We start from the raw sequence: 13,946 nt of genomic DNA on the forward strand, positions 1-13,946 counted from the left end.
GCGGGCCGTCCGCTTCGTGTCGGACGGCCCTCCGGCTTTTTGCCTGAGGTGGGTGATACGGAGGGTCCGCGGGGGCGCGCGGCGTGCTCGATGTACTCGAACGGGCTACCAGCGCGCGCCGAACACCGTGCGCAACTCTTCGAGCGCGGTGTCATCGAGCGGCGCGGGATGCGGGTTACTCATCAGCCACAAGCGCGCCGTCTCTTCCAGTTCTTCGATCACATACGAAGCCTGCGAAACAGAACGCTCCCATACGACCGGCCCGAGCCGCTCCAGCAGCACGCCGCGTACGCTGTCGGCGAGCGAGGCGATCTGTTGCGCGACTTGCGGATCGCCGGGACGCCGGTAGCGGATCAGCGGAATGTGCCCGACCTTCATCACGTAGTACGGCGTGATGGGCGGCAGCACGTCGGCGTCGCTCCAGACGCCTGCGAGCGTCAGCGCGACGAGGTGCGTCGAATGCGTGTGCACGATGCCGCGCGCTTCGCGGTTGCGCTCGTAGACACCGCGATGCAGAGCCAGCGTTTTCGACGGCTTGCCGCCCGAAACCGCGTTACCGTCGAGATCGACCTTAGCGATCTCCGCGGGATCGAGGCGGCCGAGGCAGGCATCCGTCGGCGTGATCAGCCAGCCGTCGTCGAGTCGCGCGCTGATATTGCCCGCGCTGCCGACGGTGTAGCCGCGCTCGTATAGGCTCGCACCCGTCACGCAGATTTCTTCGCGGACCTTCGCTTCGCAGCTGGTGTGAATGGCCGCCGTCATTGCGCTTCCCCGTCGAGCATACGCAGCGCCTTCGCGAAGAAGTCGATCGCGCCGAAGTTGCCGGACTTGAGCGCGAGCGCGAGCGGCTCAACACCGGTGGTCGCGGTTGCGGGCACCCCCGGGTCGATCTGCTTGCCGATGCGCAACATGTCGACGCCAAGCGCCTGCACCACCGCGCCCGAGGTCTCGCCGCCCGCGACAACGAACTTGCGCACGCCGAGATCGCGCAGACCGCGCGCGATCGACGCGAGCGTGCGTTCGACCACCTCGCCGGCCTGCGCCACGCCGAGTTCGCGTTGCGTCGCCTTCACCTCGTCGGGCGATGCCGTCGCGTAGATCAGAACGGGCTGCGGCCGCGCGGCGTGCATATGCTCGCGCGCGAAGGCCAACGCGTGTTCGACGACCGGTTCGCCGCGCGCCACCGCGAGCGGATCGACGCGGTACGCGGGACGTGTTTCGCGCCATGCGGCAACCTGGGCATTCGTCGCCTTCGACGCACTGCCCGCCAGCACCGCCGACGCGCCGTCGATACGCGGCAGCTCGCCGGCATCGGCGGAATCGGCGAGCAAACCGGCGCGGCGGAAATTCGCGGGCAAACCGAGCGCGACACCCGAGCCGCCCGTGATCAGCGGCAAGTCCGCGCACGCTTCACCGAGGGTGTAGAGATCGGCATCCGAAACGGCATCGGCGATTGCCATGCGTACGCCATCGGCCCGCAGCCCCTCGAACGATGCGCGCACGGCTTGCGCGCCTTGCGCAACGGCGTCGTAGCGCACGAGGCCGACTTTCGAGCGCGTTTGACGTTGCAGCACGCGCACGAGGTTCGCGTCCGTCATCGGCGTCAGCGGATGATGCTCCATGCCCGACTCGTTCAGCAGCACGTCGCCGACGAACAGGTGCCCGCGATAAATCGTGCGGCCGTTCTCCGGAAACGCGGGACAGGCGATGGTGAACGGCCCGCCGCCTCCGTTGGGTGACAGCGCGTCGAGCAGCGCGTCGGCCACCGGCCCGATGTTGCCTTGATCGGTCGAATCGAAGGTCGAGCAGTACTTGAAGAAAAACTGGCGGCAGCCTTGCGCGCGCAGCCATTCGAGTGCGGCAAGCGATTGCGCCACGGCGTCGGAGGCGTCGATCGTCCGCGACTTCAGCGCGACCACGAGCGCGTCGGCTTCGATGCGCGTGTCGGCGCCGGGCACGCCGATCGTCTGAACGGTGCGCATGCCGCCGCGCACCAGCATGTTTGCGAGGTCGGTCGCGCCCGTGAAATCGTCGGCGATACAGCCGAGCAGCGGCTTGCTTGCAGAGGCGTTCGTGTTCGTCATATCGTTGCGCCCTTCTCGCTTAGCGCTTCGCGGGCACATCGATGCCCGGGAAAATCTTGATGACGGCCGAATCGTCTTCGCCGCCGTGCCCCGCCGTCGACGCCATCATGAACATCTGATGCGCAGCCGCCGACAACAGCAGGGGAAACTTCGAGCGTCGCGCGGTATCGAGCACGAGGCCGAGATCCTTGACGAAGATGTCGACGGCCGACAGCGGCGTGTAGTCGCCGTTGAGAATGTGCGGCACGCGGTTTTCGAACATCCACGAGTTACCGGCGCTGTGCGTTATCACGTCGTAGAGCGCGTCGGGATCGACGCCTTCGCGAAGACCGAGCGCCATCGCCTCGGCGGCGGCGGCGATGTGCACGCCCGCGAGCAACTGGTTGATGATCTTCACCTTCGAGCCCGCGCCATGCTGCTCGCCCAGCCGGTACACCTTGCCCGCCATCGCGGCGAGCACGTCCTCGCACGTGGCGTACGCGGCAGCGGGCCCGGACGTCATCATCGTCATTTCGCCCGATGCGGCGCGCGCCGCGCCGCCCGATACGGGCGCATCGAGCAGTTGCAGGCCGGCCGCCTCCACGCGACGGCCGAGGTCGATCGCGAAGTCGGGCGCAACTGTCGCGCACGCAATCACGACGCCGCCCGGCTTCATCGACTTGACTGCGCCCTGCTCGCCGAACAGCACCGTTTCCGTTTGCGCTGCATTGACGACGAGCGTGACGACCACATCGCACTGCGCGCCAAGCTCGGCGGGACTCGCGCAGGCCGTGCCGCCTGCGGCGACGAACGGGTCGAGCACTTCGCGGCGCACGTCGCATGCATGGACGTTGAAACCGCCGCGCAGCAGCGAACGCGCGACACCCATGCCCATCGCGCCCAGACCAATGACTCCGACATTTCTCGACATACCCTTTCCTCTACGAACAGTGCTGCAGACAGCGCATCGCGCGAGCGAATGCGTCGGCAAAATGCGTCTGCGAATCAGCGGATACCGGCTTCGGCCAAACGGCGCGCCGCGTTGTACATGTGCGTTTGCGCGGCATTGCGCGCGGCCATTGGGTCGCCTGCGCGAATCGCCGCGGCGATCGCGGCGTGTTCGTCACGCACCTGACGCGAGAAGTCCTCGCGCAGCGCCTCGTTGCGGCGCGTGACGACCGTGCCCGCTTCGAGGTATTGATTGAGAAACGTCAGCGTCTTCAGAAAGTACGGATTGCCCGTTACGGTGGCGATCGCGCGGTGAAACGCGACGTCTTCGGCGACGCCGTCGCGGCCTTCGGCGACGGCTTCATCGATCTTTTTGAGCGCGGCGTCGATGGCCATCATGTCGGCGTCGGTGCGGCGCATGGCGGCTTCCGCTGCAACTTCGGCTTCGATTGCGCGGCGCACGGCGAGAATCTGCAGCACAGAGCCGCCTTCCATCGCTTCCGCATAGTCGATGCGCAGCGGCCGGATCGCGCCATGCGCGGATACGTACACGCCGCTGCCCTGGCGCGGCTCGACCACGCCTTCGTTCTTCAAACGCGAAATGGCCTCGCGGATCACCGTGCGGCTGACGCCGAACTCCTGAGCGAGCACGGCTTCGGTCGGCAGCTTGCCGCCGCGCGCAAAGGTGCCCTTGTCGATCTGCGCGAGCAATTGTTGCGCGACGGTGTCGCTCAGCGCCCGGTTGGGAATTTTCTCGAACATATCAGCAGATTTGCCATGTCATAGGGTCATCATACAAATTTTAGCGCATGGATCTGCATTGGGGAGAACCCTTAATGCTCAACCGCGTTTCACGCGGCGAGACCTCGCGTCTTTTGGAACGCACGTCACATTGCGTTCATTCGGGAAGGTCGTTCACTTCGGTATCGAGGAGCACGATGCTCATCGACTTGCCGTGCGCTTCTAGCGCGAGCGGACGTTCATCTGTGGTGAATTTTGCAGGGCGCGGAGGCGGCCTGCCACGGCAGCGATCAAGTCGATAGCTGATCGCGCCATGTCTGAAGCAACGCACCAAATCGAGGACGTGCCCCGCATTGTCTCAGCGTTCGAGAAAGGGCCTCAACCTGTCAGCGTTACGGGGGTCTCTCAGCGTGCGCATCGCCTGGCTCTCGATCTGACGGATTCGCTCACGGCTCACATTGAACTGCTCGCCGACCTCTCCAAGCGTGTGATCGGAGGTTGTATCGAGGCCGAAACGCATCCGCAGGACCTTGGCCTCCCGTGGCGACAGTCCGTTTAGCGCCTCATCAATCGCGGTGCGCATGTTCGCGTGAATTGCTGCCTCAGCCGGTGAACCCGCAGAGACATCCTCGATCATGTCGCCGAGCGTCGCGTCCGCATCGTCGCCCGCCGGGGTTTCAAGCGACACAGGCTGCCTCGCGGCCCTGAGGAAGCCACGCACTTTCTCCTCGGACATCTCCATACGCACGGCAAGGGCGGCGGGATGTGCTTCCTGTCCCGTCTGTTGCTTGATTTCGCGCGAGATGCGGTTGAGCTTGTTGATCGTCTCGATCACGTGCACCGGTAGGCGAATGGTTCGCGCCTGGTCAGCAAGCGCACGCGTGACAGCTTGCCGGACCCACCATGTGGCGTACGTCGAGAACTTCCAGCCGCGCCGGTATTCGAACTTGTCCACCGCCTTCATCAGACCGATATTGCCTTCCTGGATGAGATCCAGGAACGGCATGCCGCGGTTCACGTATTTCTTGGCAATCGAGATGACGAGACGAAGATTCGCTTCGATCATCTCCCGTTTGGCCTGCCGCATTTTCGACTCCGCGGCGCGCATCGTGCGGTTGACCTCCTTGAGCTGCTGCAGCGGCAGCGAAGCCTTCACCTCGATGTCGCTGAGTTTCTGCTGCCCGGCCTGAATGGCAGGTAGATGTCGCTCAAGCGCCGCGCCGAATTGCCGTGACGTCACCGCCATCCGGCTGGTCCATTGAAGGTCGGTCTCGTGGCCCGGGAACGACTCGACAAACAATTCGCGTGGCATGCAGCAACGGGTGACGGCGATCTCCAGGATGCTGCGCTCGATCGCACGAACCTCCGCCACCTGTTCATGCACACTGGCACACAGGCGATCAATGGTTCTGGGCGTAAAGCGGATCGTCGCAAGTTCGCGCTGGATTTCCGGGCGTACCCGCGCAACGGCTACGAAACGGGTATTGCCGTCAGCAGCCTCATGTGGCATCGGCTCGAGCAGTGCCCGCACACGAGCGAAAACCGCGAGACTGTCATTCGTAAGTTGCTCGAGACGGGCTGCGTTCGCCGTGTCCGGGTCCCCGGCCGCCGGCCCAGCGTCGTCACCATCGGGGTCATCGCCGCGGGCCGATGCTTTCGCCTCCGTTTCTACGGAGTCCACCGTCAATGCGCTTTCGTTTACATCGTCGCTGATGCCATCGACCAATTCGTCGATACGCAGTTCGCCGGCAATGATGCTGTCCACATCGGCAAGAATGGTGGCCACGACCGACGAACATGCGGCGATCGCCTGAATCATGTCCTGCAGGCCGGATTCGATGCGTTTCGCGATTTCGATTTCGCGGGCTCGAGTCAGCAGCTCCCTGGCCCCCATCTCCCGCATGTACATCCTGACCGGGTCAGTCGTGCGGCCGAATTCAGAATCGATGGTCGACAGCGCAGCTTCCGCTTCCTCGGTCTCCTGATCGTCAGACGATCCGGCGGGTGCGGCGCCGCTTAACAGGAGCGTTGCCGCGTCCGGTACCTGCTCGTACACCGCCACGCCCATTTCGCTGAACGTGCTGACGATCGCCTCCATCGCTGCAGTTTGCGTAACGTCGTCTGCCAGGTGATCGTTGATGTCCACGTGCGTGAGATAGCCGCGCTCACGGCCAAGCGCGATCAGTGCGCGCATCTGGCGTTGTCGCTCCTCGTCCTGTCGGACGATTGCCTCGATGTCGAGCGCTGGTTCAACGGCACGGGGCTTTCTATTTGCAGCTCGGCGGCTGGCCTTGGGTGTAACCGCGATCACGCGGGATGCTAAATCGTCACGAACTCGATTGGCCAATACGTTCTCCTCGACAGGTTGGCTGACGATCGGCGCAGGCAGGACGGCAGACCAATTTGACTGTCGGGGTGCAAACGGAATCGTGGAATGACGCGCGGACAATCGAGGCTGGGATGCCTCCGAAGGGATTCGGTGCGCGAAGATTCGGGAATCGTAAATCATACCTGCGTTTTTTGTGCGACGCAACATGCGATGCAAATTTTTCCGTTGCATAGTCAGCAGGCGAAACGGACGGCAACGACACGCTGTCACAATCGGGAGCACAGCGCCCCAACCCTTTTACATGTGCGCCGGCTTCCCGCCCACATGTATGCACATTGCGTACAGCGCGCCCCCTCACGGAGCGGGCTGGCGGCAGCGCCACATGGAAAAACCTTGACTCGCATGGCTTTCCGGAGTAGCTTCAGGGTCTGAAGTCTTCAAGAAGCGCGATTGCTGCTCGTCATTCACCGCTCCCTGCGGTACTCGTTGCCCGCTCCCCTCCTTGATCCTTTTCCCCCGCGCTCTTCTGGCGCGCACCTATATCTGTTCATATTCAGGAAAATTCCATGGACACTGGTACCGTAAAGTGGTTTAACGACAGCAAGGGCTTTGGATTTATCACGCCCGACGCAGGTGGCGACGATCTGTTCGCGCATTTCTCGGAAATTCGCGGCGACGGCTTCAAGACCCTCGCAGAAGGCCAGAAGGTCAGCTACGAAACGAAGCGCGGCCCCAAGGGTATGCAGGCATCCAACATTACCCCGCTGTAAGTCACGTGCGCTTGTGCCGCCAGGACGGCGGCACCGCCGACTCTCCCACGGAACGGGATCCGTCTGGCCATCTCGCGCCAGGCGGTGAAACTGCCGGCCAGCCGTTGGCTAGGCCCTGCATCCCGTTCGACCGGTCCCTCCAGGCGAGGGAACCGGCTCAAGCATGTTTTAAAAAAAGAAAATAGTGCAAATTCCTGTCGCCAGGCACTAAGGCGGTCAGGCGTTCCGCTCACCGTGTTCACGACGGTTTCTTTTCTTCAAATCTCACACTCACACGTTCGGGTAGTCGCGAAGAACGTTCGCGTTACGAGTTTTTTTCCCTCGGATATTTCACCACCGAAATGAAAGCCCTCGGCTTTTCAGATCATTGGGGACGCGAATGGATCGATGCCCGGGGCTAGAGCCGTTTCTGTGCGTCGAACGCCGCTAGATCGCCACTGAGGTGGATGTCATACTTCCATTTGCCGCAGGCGTCGTCATCATCGTCAGGCTGCGCGACTGTTCAACAGGGCCATGATCTGCCCTGCCTCGCAGTCCAGTTCACAGCTGGGCAGTCCGCTTTCACGTAACAGCGCCCGAACCGAGACGAATATCAAAAACGCTTGCGCGTCAATCTCGTGGCGGTGCTCGCCTATCAGGCACTCCAGCTCGGCATTGGCGCCCGGGGGCAGAAACTCCTCGATAATGTCGCGAGCGTTGGAGCGAAGGCACTCGAGCAGACCACTCCTGTTCATACAAGAACTCCGGCGACGCTGGAAAACCACTGTTCAACCGCGTAACAACGGCTCCTGCAAAGAGCAAAATGTTCAGGATGTCAAATCAAGCACACTGGCGTCCGGCGAACATGAGTCGATCAGGTGTTCTGCATAGGCAACCGATGCACGACGCGCATCGCCGGCGTTCGTGAACGGTCTGCCGACCGCAACGCCAAATACGCGGCTGCGTGAGCTGCCGTCCAGCTCCTGCGGCTCCCGGATGCGGACTGCCGCGTCAAATCCCTCGTCGTAGTTGTGCCCCGACCCCGGCGCGGTCGGTCGGTGCGGATAAACCAGTGGGTAAATCTCAAGCCCACGGTAAAGGCGGACAGGGACAGTCATTGAGTCACCTTCTGGTGCCGCTTGTCGCGGCAAAACCAAACAGGAATGGACGCGCTCGCACCCACACATGCTGCGGGCAACGCTGCGTTTCGTGGTCTGCGATGGAGGGTAGCGGCTCGATCCCCAGGAAAAGCGTGCAGGAGGGGCGCTGGGATCGGTCGCAGGTCGACTGATGCGTCCATGGTACGCTTCAGCCGCCGTTTGTACAGGGAAAGTTTGAATCCCGCCCGGTACGCCATCGGCTCAGTCTATGCGTCGCCACCGGACCGCTGCATCGCAGATCGCGCGTTGGGGCAGGCGCGTTCGCGAGGCTCCGGTTCAACGGCGCCGGAAAGCAGGGCTGCGTACAGTGCCGCCGCCGCTACGTTCGTCCTTGTGGCGAAAGTTAATACGACCTTTTGTCAGGTCGTAGACCGACAATTCGAGCGTGACCCGGTCACCTGCAAGAATACGGATATGATTCTTGCGTATGCGGCCGGACGCGTATGCGCCCACAACCACGCCGTTGTCCAGCGTGACGCGGTAGCGGCTATCTGGCAGTACTTCCTCGACAATACCATCGAGTTCGAGCAACTCTTCTTTTGCCATTCAAGTTTCCTGAGCAAAGTGAGCGGATCGTCGCGCTACGACGTCACCGCAAGGCGTGAAATGGACATCGCACCTGTCGTGGTCCATGCGTTGGCCGACGATGGTTTAACCGATCGTCGCATACGTATTCTTGCCGCGCGGGAGCGCCCGAAATTTCGAGGAATGGCCGCTGGTCGCGGGGCTGGGGCGGTGTCAGAGTGGCCCGTAAACTGGACCAGCAAGGACAGGTGAAAATGAATGAGGCGATGAAGGCGGCTCGGCAGAGCCGGAGCATGAAGCAGGGAATCAGCGTCCCGACGACAGGCTAGACGCACCCGATGACGTCATTATGCATTCATTTCACCTTATTGGCGAGCACCTGCTGTGACCTCTGTTCCGGCAACCCGTTACCGGTCTCGCTTTGAGTTTTGCGTGCGGAAACGGATTGACGGCGCGCTGGGCAAAGCGTAGCGTCATGTAGCTCGACGTCTAACTGCGTTGCATCCGTGGCCGCGCGCTGCGCTTTTCTCACGATGGCTGCTTCAGCTTCATGTCACGACTGTACGATCGTCTGGTGACTTGTAGGTCGCATTTTGTCGGCCCCTCAGGCGTAGTATTCAACGCATCGACGGGAACCTCATTTTCCGTCGCTTCCGGAGATTGCCCGGTCGAACGACAAGCGTCGGTCCGTACCTGCCGACTCGCGAAGAATCGACAGTACGGAGCGTTAAAAGAGATGATCTTCCCCAACGGAAACGCCGCCTATGCAACGTGATACCGACAACATTCCGTACTACCTTGTCCTGCGCGCCGGCTGCCTGCCCTATGTTCTTGATGTCGACCGCCTCATACTGCGCCGCGAGGCAAGCTTACTTCTTCGCGCGTTCGCAAAATCCCGCGCAACGCCAACTTGCATCTCCGATGACTTGTGGAATGATTTCTCCGGAGCGGAATCTATTTCGCCCCTCGAACGCACGTCTGTGCAGGCTTACGCACTGATCAATGGGGCGGAAAGCGCGCATCACCTAAAGCTTCTCGCCTCCCTGTGAACATTGCAGCGCGCCGGCCTTTATCACCGCCCGGCTTCTTCGCGCTCTGCACAGGACACGTTGGAATATCAGTTCGCGGACACATGCGCGCGCAGGCCTCAGTGCCGACGCCCTGGATATTTGCTCACTGTGAATTCTGCTGAAACCTGACGGTGCGTTTCGCTTATCGCGATTACGCCATTACGTGCGGTGCGAGGCTCCCAGTCGATACCGATCGCGTCTTCCTCCCGACCATTGCGCGGCAAGAGGAACATCTGCAGACCTGCCGTATAGCAATCGTGGTCCGGAAGGCGCCGGTTGACCTCGTTGACGAATTCATCCGGACTTATGACGGGCTTTGGCATTGCGGGCCTCCTTCTGACGGGACTCATCGTAACATGTCAGCTTCGGCCTGATCACAGTGCGAAGGTTACCCCCGCCTGGCACACCCGTTACATTCAAGAAATCCTCCGACGGAACGCTTTCTGTGCTGACAGCAACAGCCGCCCTTTGGCACCTCATGCCGTCCTCGTATTGACATGCGTAAAGCCGGGCAGCGCCCACGAGCGACAACTGGGGAGCCACCCGGTCTCGTTTGCACGCCGTCAGCAATAATCGCAACGATTGAAGTCTGCTACCCAACCCCGATTCATTTCGTCATCCTTAATGTATAGCAAAATCACGATGAATATCACACTTTTTCCCGGCAAAGCGCTCATTACCGCGACACCGGAAGAAGGGCGGAAACTCGCCATCAAGATGGCGCGGTTGGGTATCAAGACAACTCAAGGTCGAATTCGATCGCCTGCTCGTCGAAAAGCTGCAAACTCAATGTGGCATTTCGCCGGATGACGTCATCGTGTCGATCGTCGAGAACAACGATGCGGCACGGATCAGGAGCGCACCTGGATACGATTGACGACGCCTTCGATCGCATCGAGACACCACGCGTCCTGTTCCGCATGCCTTCTTTCGGCTCCGCTCGCCACCCAACCTGCCAGTTCGATTACGTGGTTTTCTACATTGATGGTGATCTGGTCGCCGCGCACACGCGGATCGATTTCGAGCACAAGACGCAAGGCCTCCGAAATCTCATCGTCGCTGTCCGCTTCTGCGGGCACCAACTCCAGCAGGTTGAGTACGTCGCGGCAGCCGCCGACCCACCAGGAAATCGCACTCGCCAGGTGCCGGTGAGGAATGCTGATCACCTGCCCGGTCAACGTCACCACACCGTCCTCGACCGTCACTTCGACTACGCCGCTGCCCTCGTTGCCCGCCTGGTCCATCGTGCCGCGCAGCACCTGGATCTGGCCCTTGGCGCGCGCGCAGATCATGCAGTCGCGAAACTCCGCAGCCTGCGCCAGCCGGTCGCAGACTTGCCTGCGGAGCTCGCCATCACCGACCCTCGGCTCGGCAGTGACACGCAGCTGGCCAACTACCGGCATCCCCTCGCTGAATAGCCGCGTCAAGCGAAGAAGGCGCTTCATGGATGCGATATCCGGCACTTCGCCTGCCACTGTCAGGACATCGCCATCGAAGCGCATATGAACCGGATGATGCTGGAGTTTCAGGTGTGATTCGCGCTCGAACGCCGCCATCACGCGCCTCAATACCGTATCGCTGCGTTGCATGATCTGCCTCGTCAAGGTTGGGTGGTGCAGCGCCCTTCATGCCGCCCTGTGCACGCCTCGCCGCACGATGCGGGTACCGGTCAGGTCGGCATACGCTGCGTGCGCCGGACGAAGCGTGTCCGCTCGGCCCGGTCCATCAGAGCCAGCCCCCGGCTCACGTGGGCCAGCGCTTCGTGGCACTGCGAAATGGACGTGCCACCGCCTTGCGAGACTCTCGTCCACTGGGGCCGCATGGAATGGACCGACTAGTGCTTGCGATGCATCCACCGCATGTGGTGCGCGTCCAGCCACTGAGTCACGCCTTCTCCTGGATGCTCAACCGTGTACCGTCGCGCCAGCGCGAACGCGACGACTACGAGGACCACCAGACCAACCACAACGCCAATCATCGACTGAGACATGGAAGCCTCCTCCCGGATCGCCCGATCCCGTAAACAGATTTTAGGCATCGCCGGGGGCATTTACACGGATCCCCGCTGCCCGCACGCGCGCCGTCTGGCCCCTTCTTGCCATCTGGACGGCGAATCGCGAGCGTCAACCTCGAGTCAGGAAGTCAGCCGCTCAGGCATCACATCCGTGAATCCTGTTCGCTGGACAAGATACGTGTCCGAGAAGCCCTTAGAGAAGGTGGTCTGGAGTTGCCGTGCGGGAGGTGCGCCGTACCCCATCCACCACGATCCGTGCCCTGCTGCAACTTTTTGGCAATCAATTGATCCGTCCCCCTACCCGATGCGTCCGTTCGCCGGCAAAGCCGGCAATGCGCGGTTAACCCAATGCGTCCTGGCTCAGGTAACGCGCTGCAGCGCCGTAAACCAAATAGACCTGCCGAAACTCGCGCACCCATCGCGACACCACGGCGGCTGACCACCGACCACGGCACGTGCACCGCCGGGCAGCCAGAGACGGAGAAGGCAGCGTGAACCGATTTAGCTTGAACACCAAACTGTGGCTCGCACTTTTGATTACCTGGCTTGGTCTGGCGGGCCTCGGCGGCTGGGCCGCCTGGCAGTCCCGCTCAACCATGCTTTCTGAGCGAAAGGCGGCCGTACAGAACGTCGTCGACAGCGCGTATGGCATTGTGGCTGACTACGCGAAGCTCGTCGAACAGCATGACATGACGCTCGACCAGGCGAGACAGCAGGCGATGGCCCGACTCTCGGCGATGCGCTATCCCGGCAATGGCTACATGATCATCACGACCGCGACGCCGGTCGTCATCATGCACCCTACGCTGCCAGATCTCCGCAACAAGGATGTCTCCAACTACGCGGATACCGACGGGAAACTCCTGTTCGTCGAAATGGTAAAGCTCGCGCAGTCGCAAGGCGAAGGCTATGTCGAGTACATGGCACGGCTGCCCGGCAAAACCGAACATGTACCGAAAATCAGCTTCGTCAAGCACTTCGACGCTTGGGACTGGTATCTGATCTCAGGCGTCTACGTGAACGATATCGACGACGCTTTCCGTGCCAATCTCTTGCGCTATCTGATTACCATTCTCGCAATCGGGAGCGTGAGCACGATCGCGCTTGTGCTGATCATCCGCGATGTGAAGCGCAGTCTCGGCGGCGAGCCGTCTTATGCCGCGATCGTGGCGGAAACCATCGCGGAAGGAGATCTCTCGCGTCCCGTTATGCTCGGCCGTGGTGATCAAACGAGCATGCTGTTCGCGATGCAACGTATGCAGAACCGCCTTGCCGACGCGATCCGGAACATTCGAGGCGGCACTGAAACGATCACGGTCGCGGCGGGCCAGATCGCCTCGGGCAATCTCGATCTTTCCGCGCGGACCGAGGAGCAGGCGTCTTCGCTAGGCGAAACCGCGGCGAGCATGGAGCAATTGACCGCCACCGTGAAGCAGAACGCGGACAATGCGCTGCAGGCGAACCAGATGGCACGCAGCGCTACGCAACTCGCAGGCGAAGGAGGGGAAGTCGTCCAGCGTGTTGTCGCGAACATGCAGAGCATCGCGCAGAGTTCTGTGCGCGTGGTCGACATTATCTCGGTGATCGAAAGCATCGCATTCCAAACGAACATCCTGGCGTTGAATGCAGCGGTCGAAGCCGCGCGCGCCGGAGAAGAAGGACGCGGTTTCGCCGTGGTCGCGGGCGAAGTGCGCAATCTCGCGAGACGTAGCGCGGATGCTGCGAAAGAGATCAAGAGCCTGATCGAAGACTCGGTCGATCGAGTCGGCCAGGGCAAGGCACTCGTCGAACAGGCGGGCGGCACTATGCTTTCGCTCGTCGAAGCCGTGAAGCGCGTCAACGACATCATCAGCGAAATCTCGGCCGCCTCCGACGAGCAGAGTCGCGGCATCGAGCAGGTCAACATTGCCATTGCCCAGATGGACCAAACCACGCAGCAAAACGCGGCAATGGTCGAGCAGGCAGCCGCTGCAGCACAGTCAATGCAGGAACAGGCGCAGATGCTGCGCGACGTCGTCAACACGTTCCAGCTGCAGGGCGCGGCGGATTGAAGACGGGCCCTTCGGCAATACACGCTTGTGCCGCGAGTCCATGAATCGACTCCTGGGTACAACGTGGCAGCACGGGGCGTTTCACCTGCCGCTGGGTGGTACTAACTGGCCCTGTGCGGACCTCGCGAGAAACCTCGTCCCGTCCGATGACAGTTCCTCCGGCGTGGCGCTCGAACTCAACGCGCCCCAGCTGTTTGCCTTCCCGAAGCGTCAGTTTGCCTGCCTCGCCGGAGTGACACCGGCCTTCACGGAGGAACGTGCTGCCGGTAAAGTACAACGAACGACTCGATGCTAGA

The 13,946-nt window shown here is 61.8% G+C and carries 16 protein-coding genes; 5 read left to right on the forward strand and 11 right to left on the reverse strand.

Annotation, left to right across the window (positions count from 1 at the left end; all coding sequences use genetic code 11):
* Positions 1 to 105: 105 nt before the first annotated feature.
* The 5 genes from M3I54_RS16980 to rpoD form a co-directional block, all read right to left on the reverse strand.
* Entirely contained in the window at positions 106 to 762 is a 657-nt protein-coding gene (locus M3I54_RS16980) for an aldolase (RefSeq protein ID WP_254337825.1), read from the reverse strand.
* Positions 759 to 2,084, reverse strand: coding sequence for a 3-oxo-tetronate kinase (gene otnK, locus M3I54_RS16985; RefSeq protein ID WP_254337827.1), 1,326 nt, complete (start codon positions 2,082 to 2,084; stop codon positions 759 to 761). The genes M3I54_RS16980 and otnK overlap by 4 nt, the downstream gene beginning before the upstream one ends.
* Positions 2,085 to 2,103: 19 nt before the next feature.
* Positions 2,104 to 2,994, reverse strand: a complete 891-nt coding sequence (gene ltnD, locus M3I54_RS16990) for an L-threonate dehydrogenase (RefSeq protein ID WP_254337829.1) — start codon at positions 2,992 to 2,994, stop codon at positions 2,104 to 2,106.
* Between the two features lie 74 nt (positions 2,995 to 3,068).
* Positions 3,069 to 3,773, reverse strand: coding sequence for a FadR/GntR family transcriptional regulator (locus M3I54_RS16995; RefSeq protein WP_254337831.1), 705 nt, complete (start codon positions 3,771 to 3,773; stop codon positions 3,069 to 3,071).
* 337 nt (positions 3,774 to 4,110) lie between these two features.
* A complete protein-coding gene (gene rpoD, locus M3I54_RS17000; RefSeq protein WP_254337833.1) occupies positions 4,111 to 6,099 on the reverse strand; it encodes an RNA polymerase sigma factor RpoD in 1,989 nt (662 codons plus the stop codon).
* A gap of 548 nt (positions 6,100 to 6,647) precedes the next feature.
* Between rpoD and M3I54_RS17005 the strand changes: the two genes are divergently transcribed.
* Positions 6,648 to 6,851 (forward strand): cold-shock protein, encoded by a 204-nt coding sequence (locus M3I54_RS17005; RefSeq protein WP_028207638.1) that lies wholly within the window; start codon positions 6,648 to 6,650, stop codon positions 6,849 to 6,851.
* Between the two features lie 485 nt (positions 6,852 to 7,336).
* Here the strand turns inward: M3I54_RS17005 and M3I54_RS17015 are convergent, their stop codons facing one another.
* The 3 genes from M3I54_RS17015 to infA form a co-directional block, all read right to left on the reverse strand.
* Complete coding sequence (locus tag M3I54_RS17015) at positions 7,337 to 7,585, reverse strand: hypothetical protein (RefSeq protein WP_254337835.1); 249 nt, start codon at positions 7,583 to 7,585, stop codon at positions 7,337 to 7,339.
* Between the two features lie 72 nt (positions 7,586 to 7,657).
* Positions 7,658 to 7,948: a hypothetical protein gene (locus M3I54_RS17020; RefSeq protein ID WP_254337837.1), complete on the reverse strand. Its 291-nt coding sequence runs from the start codon at positions 7,946 to 7,948 to the stop codon at positions 7,658 to 7,660.
* Between the two features lie 318 nt (positions 7,949 to 8,266).
* Entirely contained in the window at positions 8,267 to 8,536 is a 270-nt protein-coding gene (infA, locus tag M3I54_RS17025) for a translation initiation factor IF-1 (protein ID WP_254337839.1), read from the reverse strand.
* A 743-nt stretch (positions 8,537 to 9,279) separates the two neighbouring features.
* Here infA and M3I54_RS17030 point away from each other — a divergent pair.
* Complete coding sequence (locus tag M3I54_RS17030; protein WP_254337841.1) at positions 9,280 to 9,564, forward strand: hypothetical protein; 285 nt, start codon at positions 9,280 to 9,282, stop codon at positions 9,562 to 9,564.
* A gap of 98 nt (positions 9,565 to 9,662) precedes the next feature.
* On the opposite strand, the gene M3I54_RS17035 is transcribed toward M3I54_RS17030, so the two are convergent.
* Positions 9,663 to 9,908: a hypothetical protein gene (locus M3I54_RS17035; RefSeq protein ID WP_254337843.1), complete on the reverse strand. Its 246-nt coding sequence runs from the start codon at positions 9,906 to 9,908 to the stop codon at positions 9,663 to 9,665.
* A gap of 319 nt (positions 9,909 to 10,227) precedes the next feature.
* Between M3I54_RS17035 and M3I54_RS17040 the strand changes: the two genes are divergently transcribed.
* On the forward strand, positions 10,228 to 10,395 hold the full coding sequence (locus tag M3I54_RS17040; RefSeq protein WP_254337845.1) for a hexameric tyrosine-coordinated heme protein: 168 nt from the start codon (positions 10,228 to 10,230) through the stop codon (positions 10,393 to 10,395).
* On the forward strand, positions 10,364 to 10,462 hold the full coding sequence (locus M3I54_RS17045; RefSeq protein ID WP_254337974.1) for a tautomerase family protein: 99 nt from the start codon (positions 10,364 to 10,366) through the stop codon (positions 10,460 to 10,462). Before M3I54_RS17040 ends, M3I54_RS17045 begins: the two co-directional genes overlap by 32 nt.
* Here the strand turns inward: M3I54_RS17045 and M3I54_RS17050 are convergent.
* Both M3I54_RS17050 and M3I54_RS17055 read right to left on the reverse strand, forming a co-directional pair.
* Positions 10,437 to 11,174 (reverse strand): BON domain-containing protein, encoded by a 738-nt coding sequence (locus tag M3I54_RS17050; RefSeq protein ID WP_254337847.1) that lies wholly within the window; start codon positions 11,172 to 11,174, stop codon positions 10,437 to 10,439. The two genes, M3I54_RS17045 and M3I54_RS17050, sit on opposite strands and share 26 nt — an antisense overlap.
* Positions 11,175 to 11,419: 245 nt before the next feature.
* On the reverse strand, positions 11,420 to 11,575 hold the full coding sequence (locus tag M3I54_RS17055; protein WP_254337849.1) for a hypothetical protein: 156 nt from the start codon (positions 11,573 to 11,575) through the stop codon (positions 11,420 to 11,422).
* Between the two features lie 515 nt (positions 11,576 to 12,090).
* Here M3I54_RS17055 and M3I54_RS17060 point away from each other — a divergent pair.
* Positions 12,091 to 13,650: a methyl-accepting chemotaxis protein gene (locus M3I54_RS17060; RefSeq protein WP_309249614.1), complete on the forward strand. Its 1,560-nt coding sequence runs from the start codon at positions 12,091 to 12,093 to the stop codon at positions 13,648 to 13,650.
* The last annotated feature ends 296 nt before the right edge of the window (positions 13,651 to 13,946 follow it).

It is taken from the genome of Paraburkholderia sp. CNPSo 3274 (genome assembly GCF_024206475.1).
In the GTDB taxonomy this organism is placed as follows: domain Bacteria; phylum Pseudomonadota; class Gammaproteobacteria; order Burkholderiales; family Burkholderiaceae; genus Paraburkholderia.

Excerpts from the sequence above, each read along its gene's own strand:
- ltnD (WP_254337829.1), bottom strand. The coding sequence starts at position 2,994 with ATGTCGAGAAATGTCGGAGTCATTGGTCTGGGCGCGATGGGCATGGGT.
- M3I54_RS17035 (WP_254337843.1), bottom strand. The coding sequence starts at position 9,908 with ATGCCAAAGCCCGTCATAAGTCCGGATGAATTCGTCAACGAGGTCAAC.
- M3I54_RS17055 (WP_254337849.1), bottom strand. The coding sequence starts at position 11,575 with ATGTCTCAGTCGATGATTGGCGTTGTGGTTGGTCTGGTGGTCCTCGTA.
- M3I54_RS16995 (WP_254337831.1), bottom strand. The coding sequence starts at position 3,773 with ATGTTCGAGAAAATTCCCAACCGGGCGCTGAGCGACACCGTCGCGCAA.
- M3I54_RS17015 (WP_254337835.1), bottom strand. The coding sequence starts at position 7,585 with ATGAACAGGAGTGGTCTGCTCGAGTGCCTTCGCTCCAACGCTCGCGAC.
- M3I54_RS17020 (WP_254337837.1), bottom strand. The coding sequence starts at position 7,948 with ATGACTGTCCCTGTCCGCCTTTACCGTGGGCTTGAGATTTACCCACTG.
- infA (WP_254337839.1), bottom strand. The coding sequence starts at position 8,536 with ATGGCAAAAGAAGAGTTGCTCGAACTCGATGGTATTGTCGAGGAAGTA.
- M3I54_RS17005 (WP_028207638.1), top strand. The coding sequence starts at position 6,648 with ATGGACACTGGTACCGTAAAGTGGTTTAACGACAGCAAGGGCTTTGGA.
- otnK (WP_254337827.1), bottom strand. The coding sequence starts at position 2,084 with ATGACGAACACGAACGCCTCTGCAAGCAAGCCGCTGCTCGGCTGTATC.
- M3I54_RS17030 (WP_254337841.1), top strand. The coding sequence starts at position 9,280 with ATGCAACGTGATACCGACAACATTCCGTACTACCTTGTCCTGCGCGCC.
- M3I54_RS17040 (WP_254337845.1), top strand. The coding sequence starts at position 10,228 with ATGAATATCACACTTTTTCCCGGCAAAGCGCTCATTACCGCGACACCG.
- M3I54_RS17050 (WP_254337847.1), bottom strand. The coding sequence starts at position 11,174 with ATGCAACGCAGCGATACGGTATTGAGGCGCGTGATGGCGGCGTTCGAG.
- M3I54_RS16980 (WP_254337825.1), bottom strand. The coding sequence starts at position 762 with ATGACGGCGGCCATTCACACCAGCTGCGAAGCGAAGGTCCGCGAAGAA.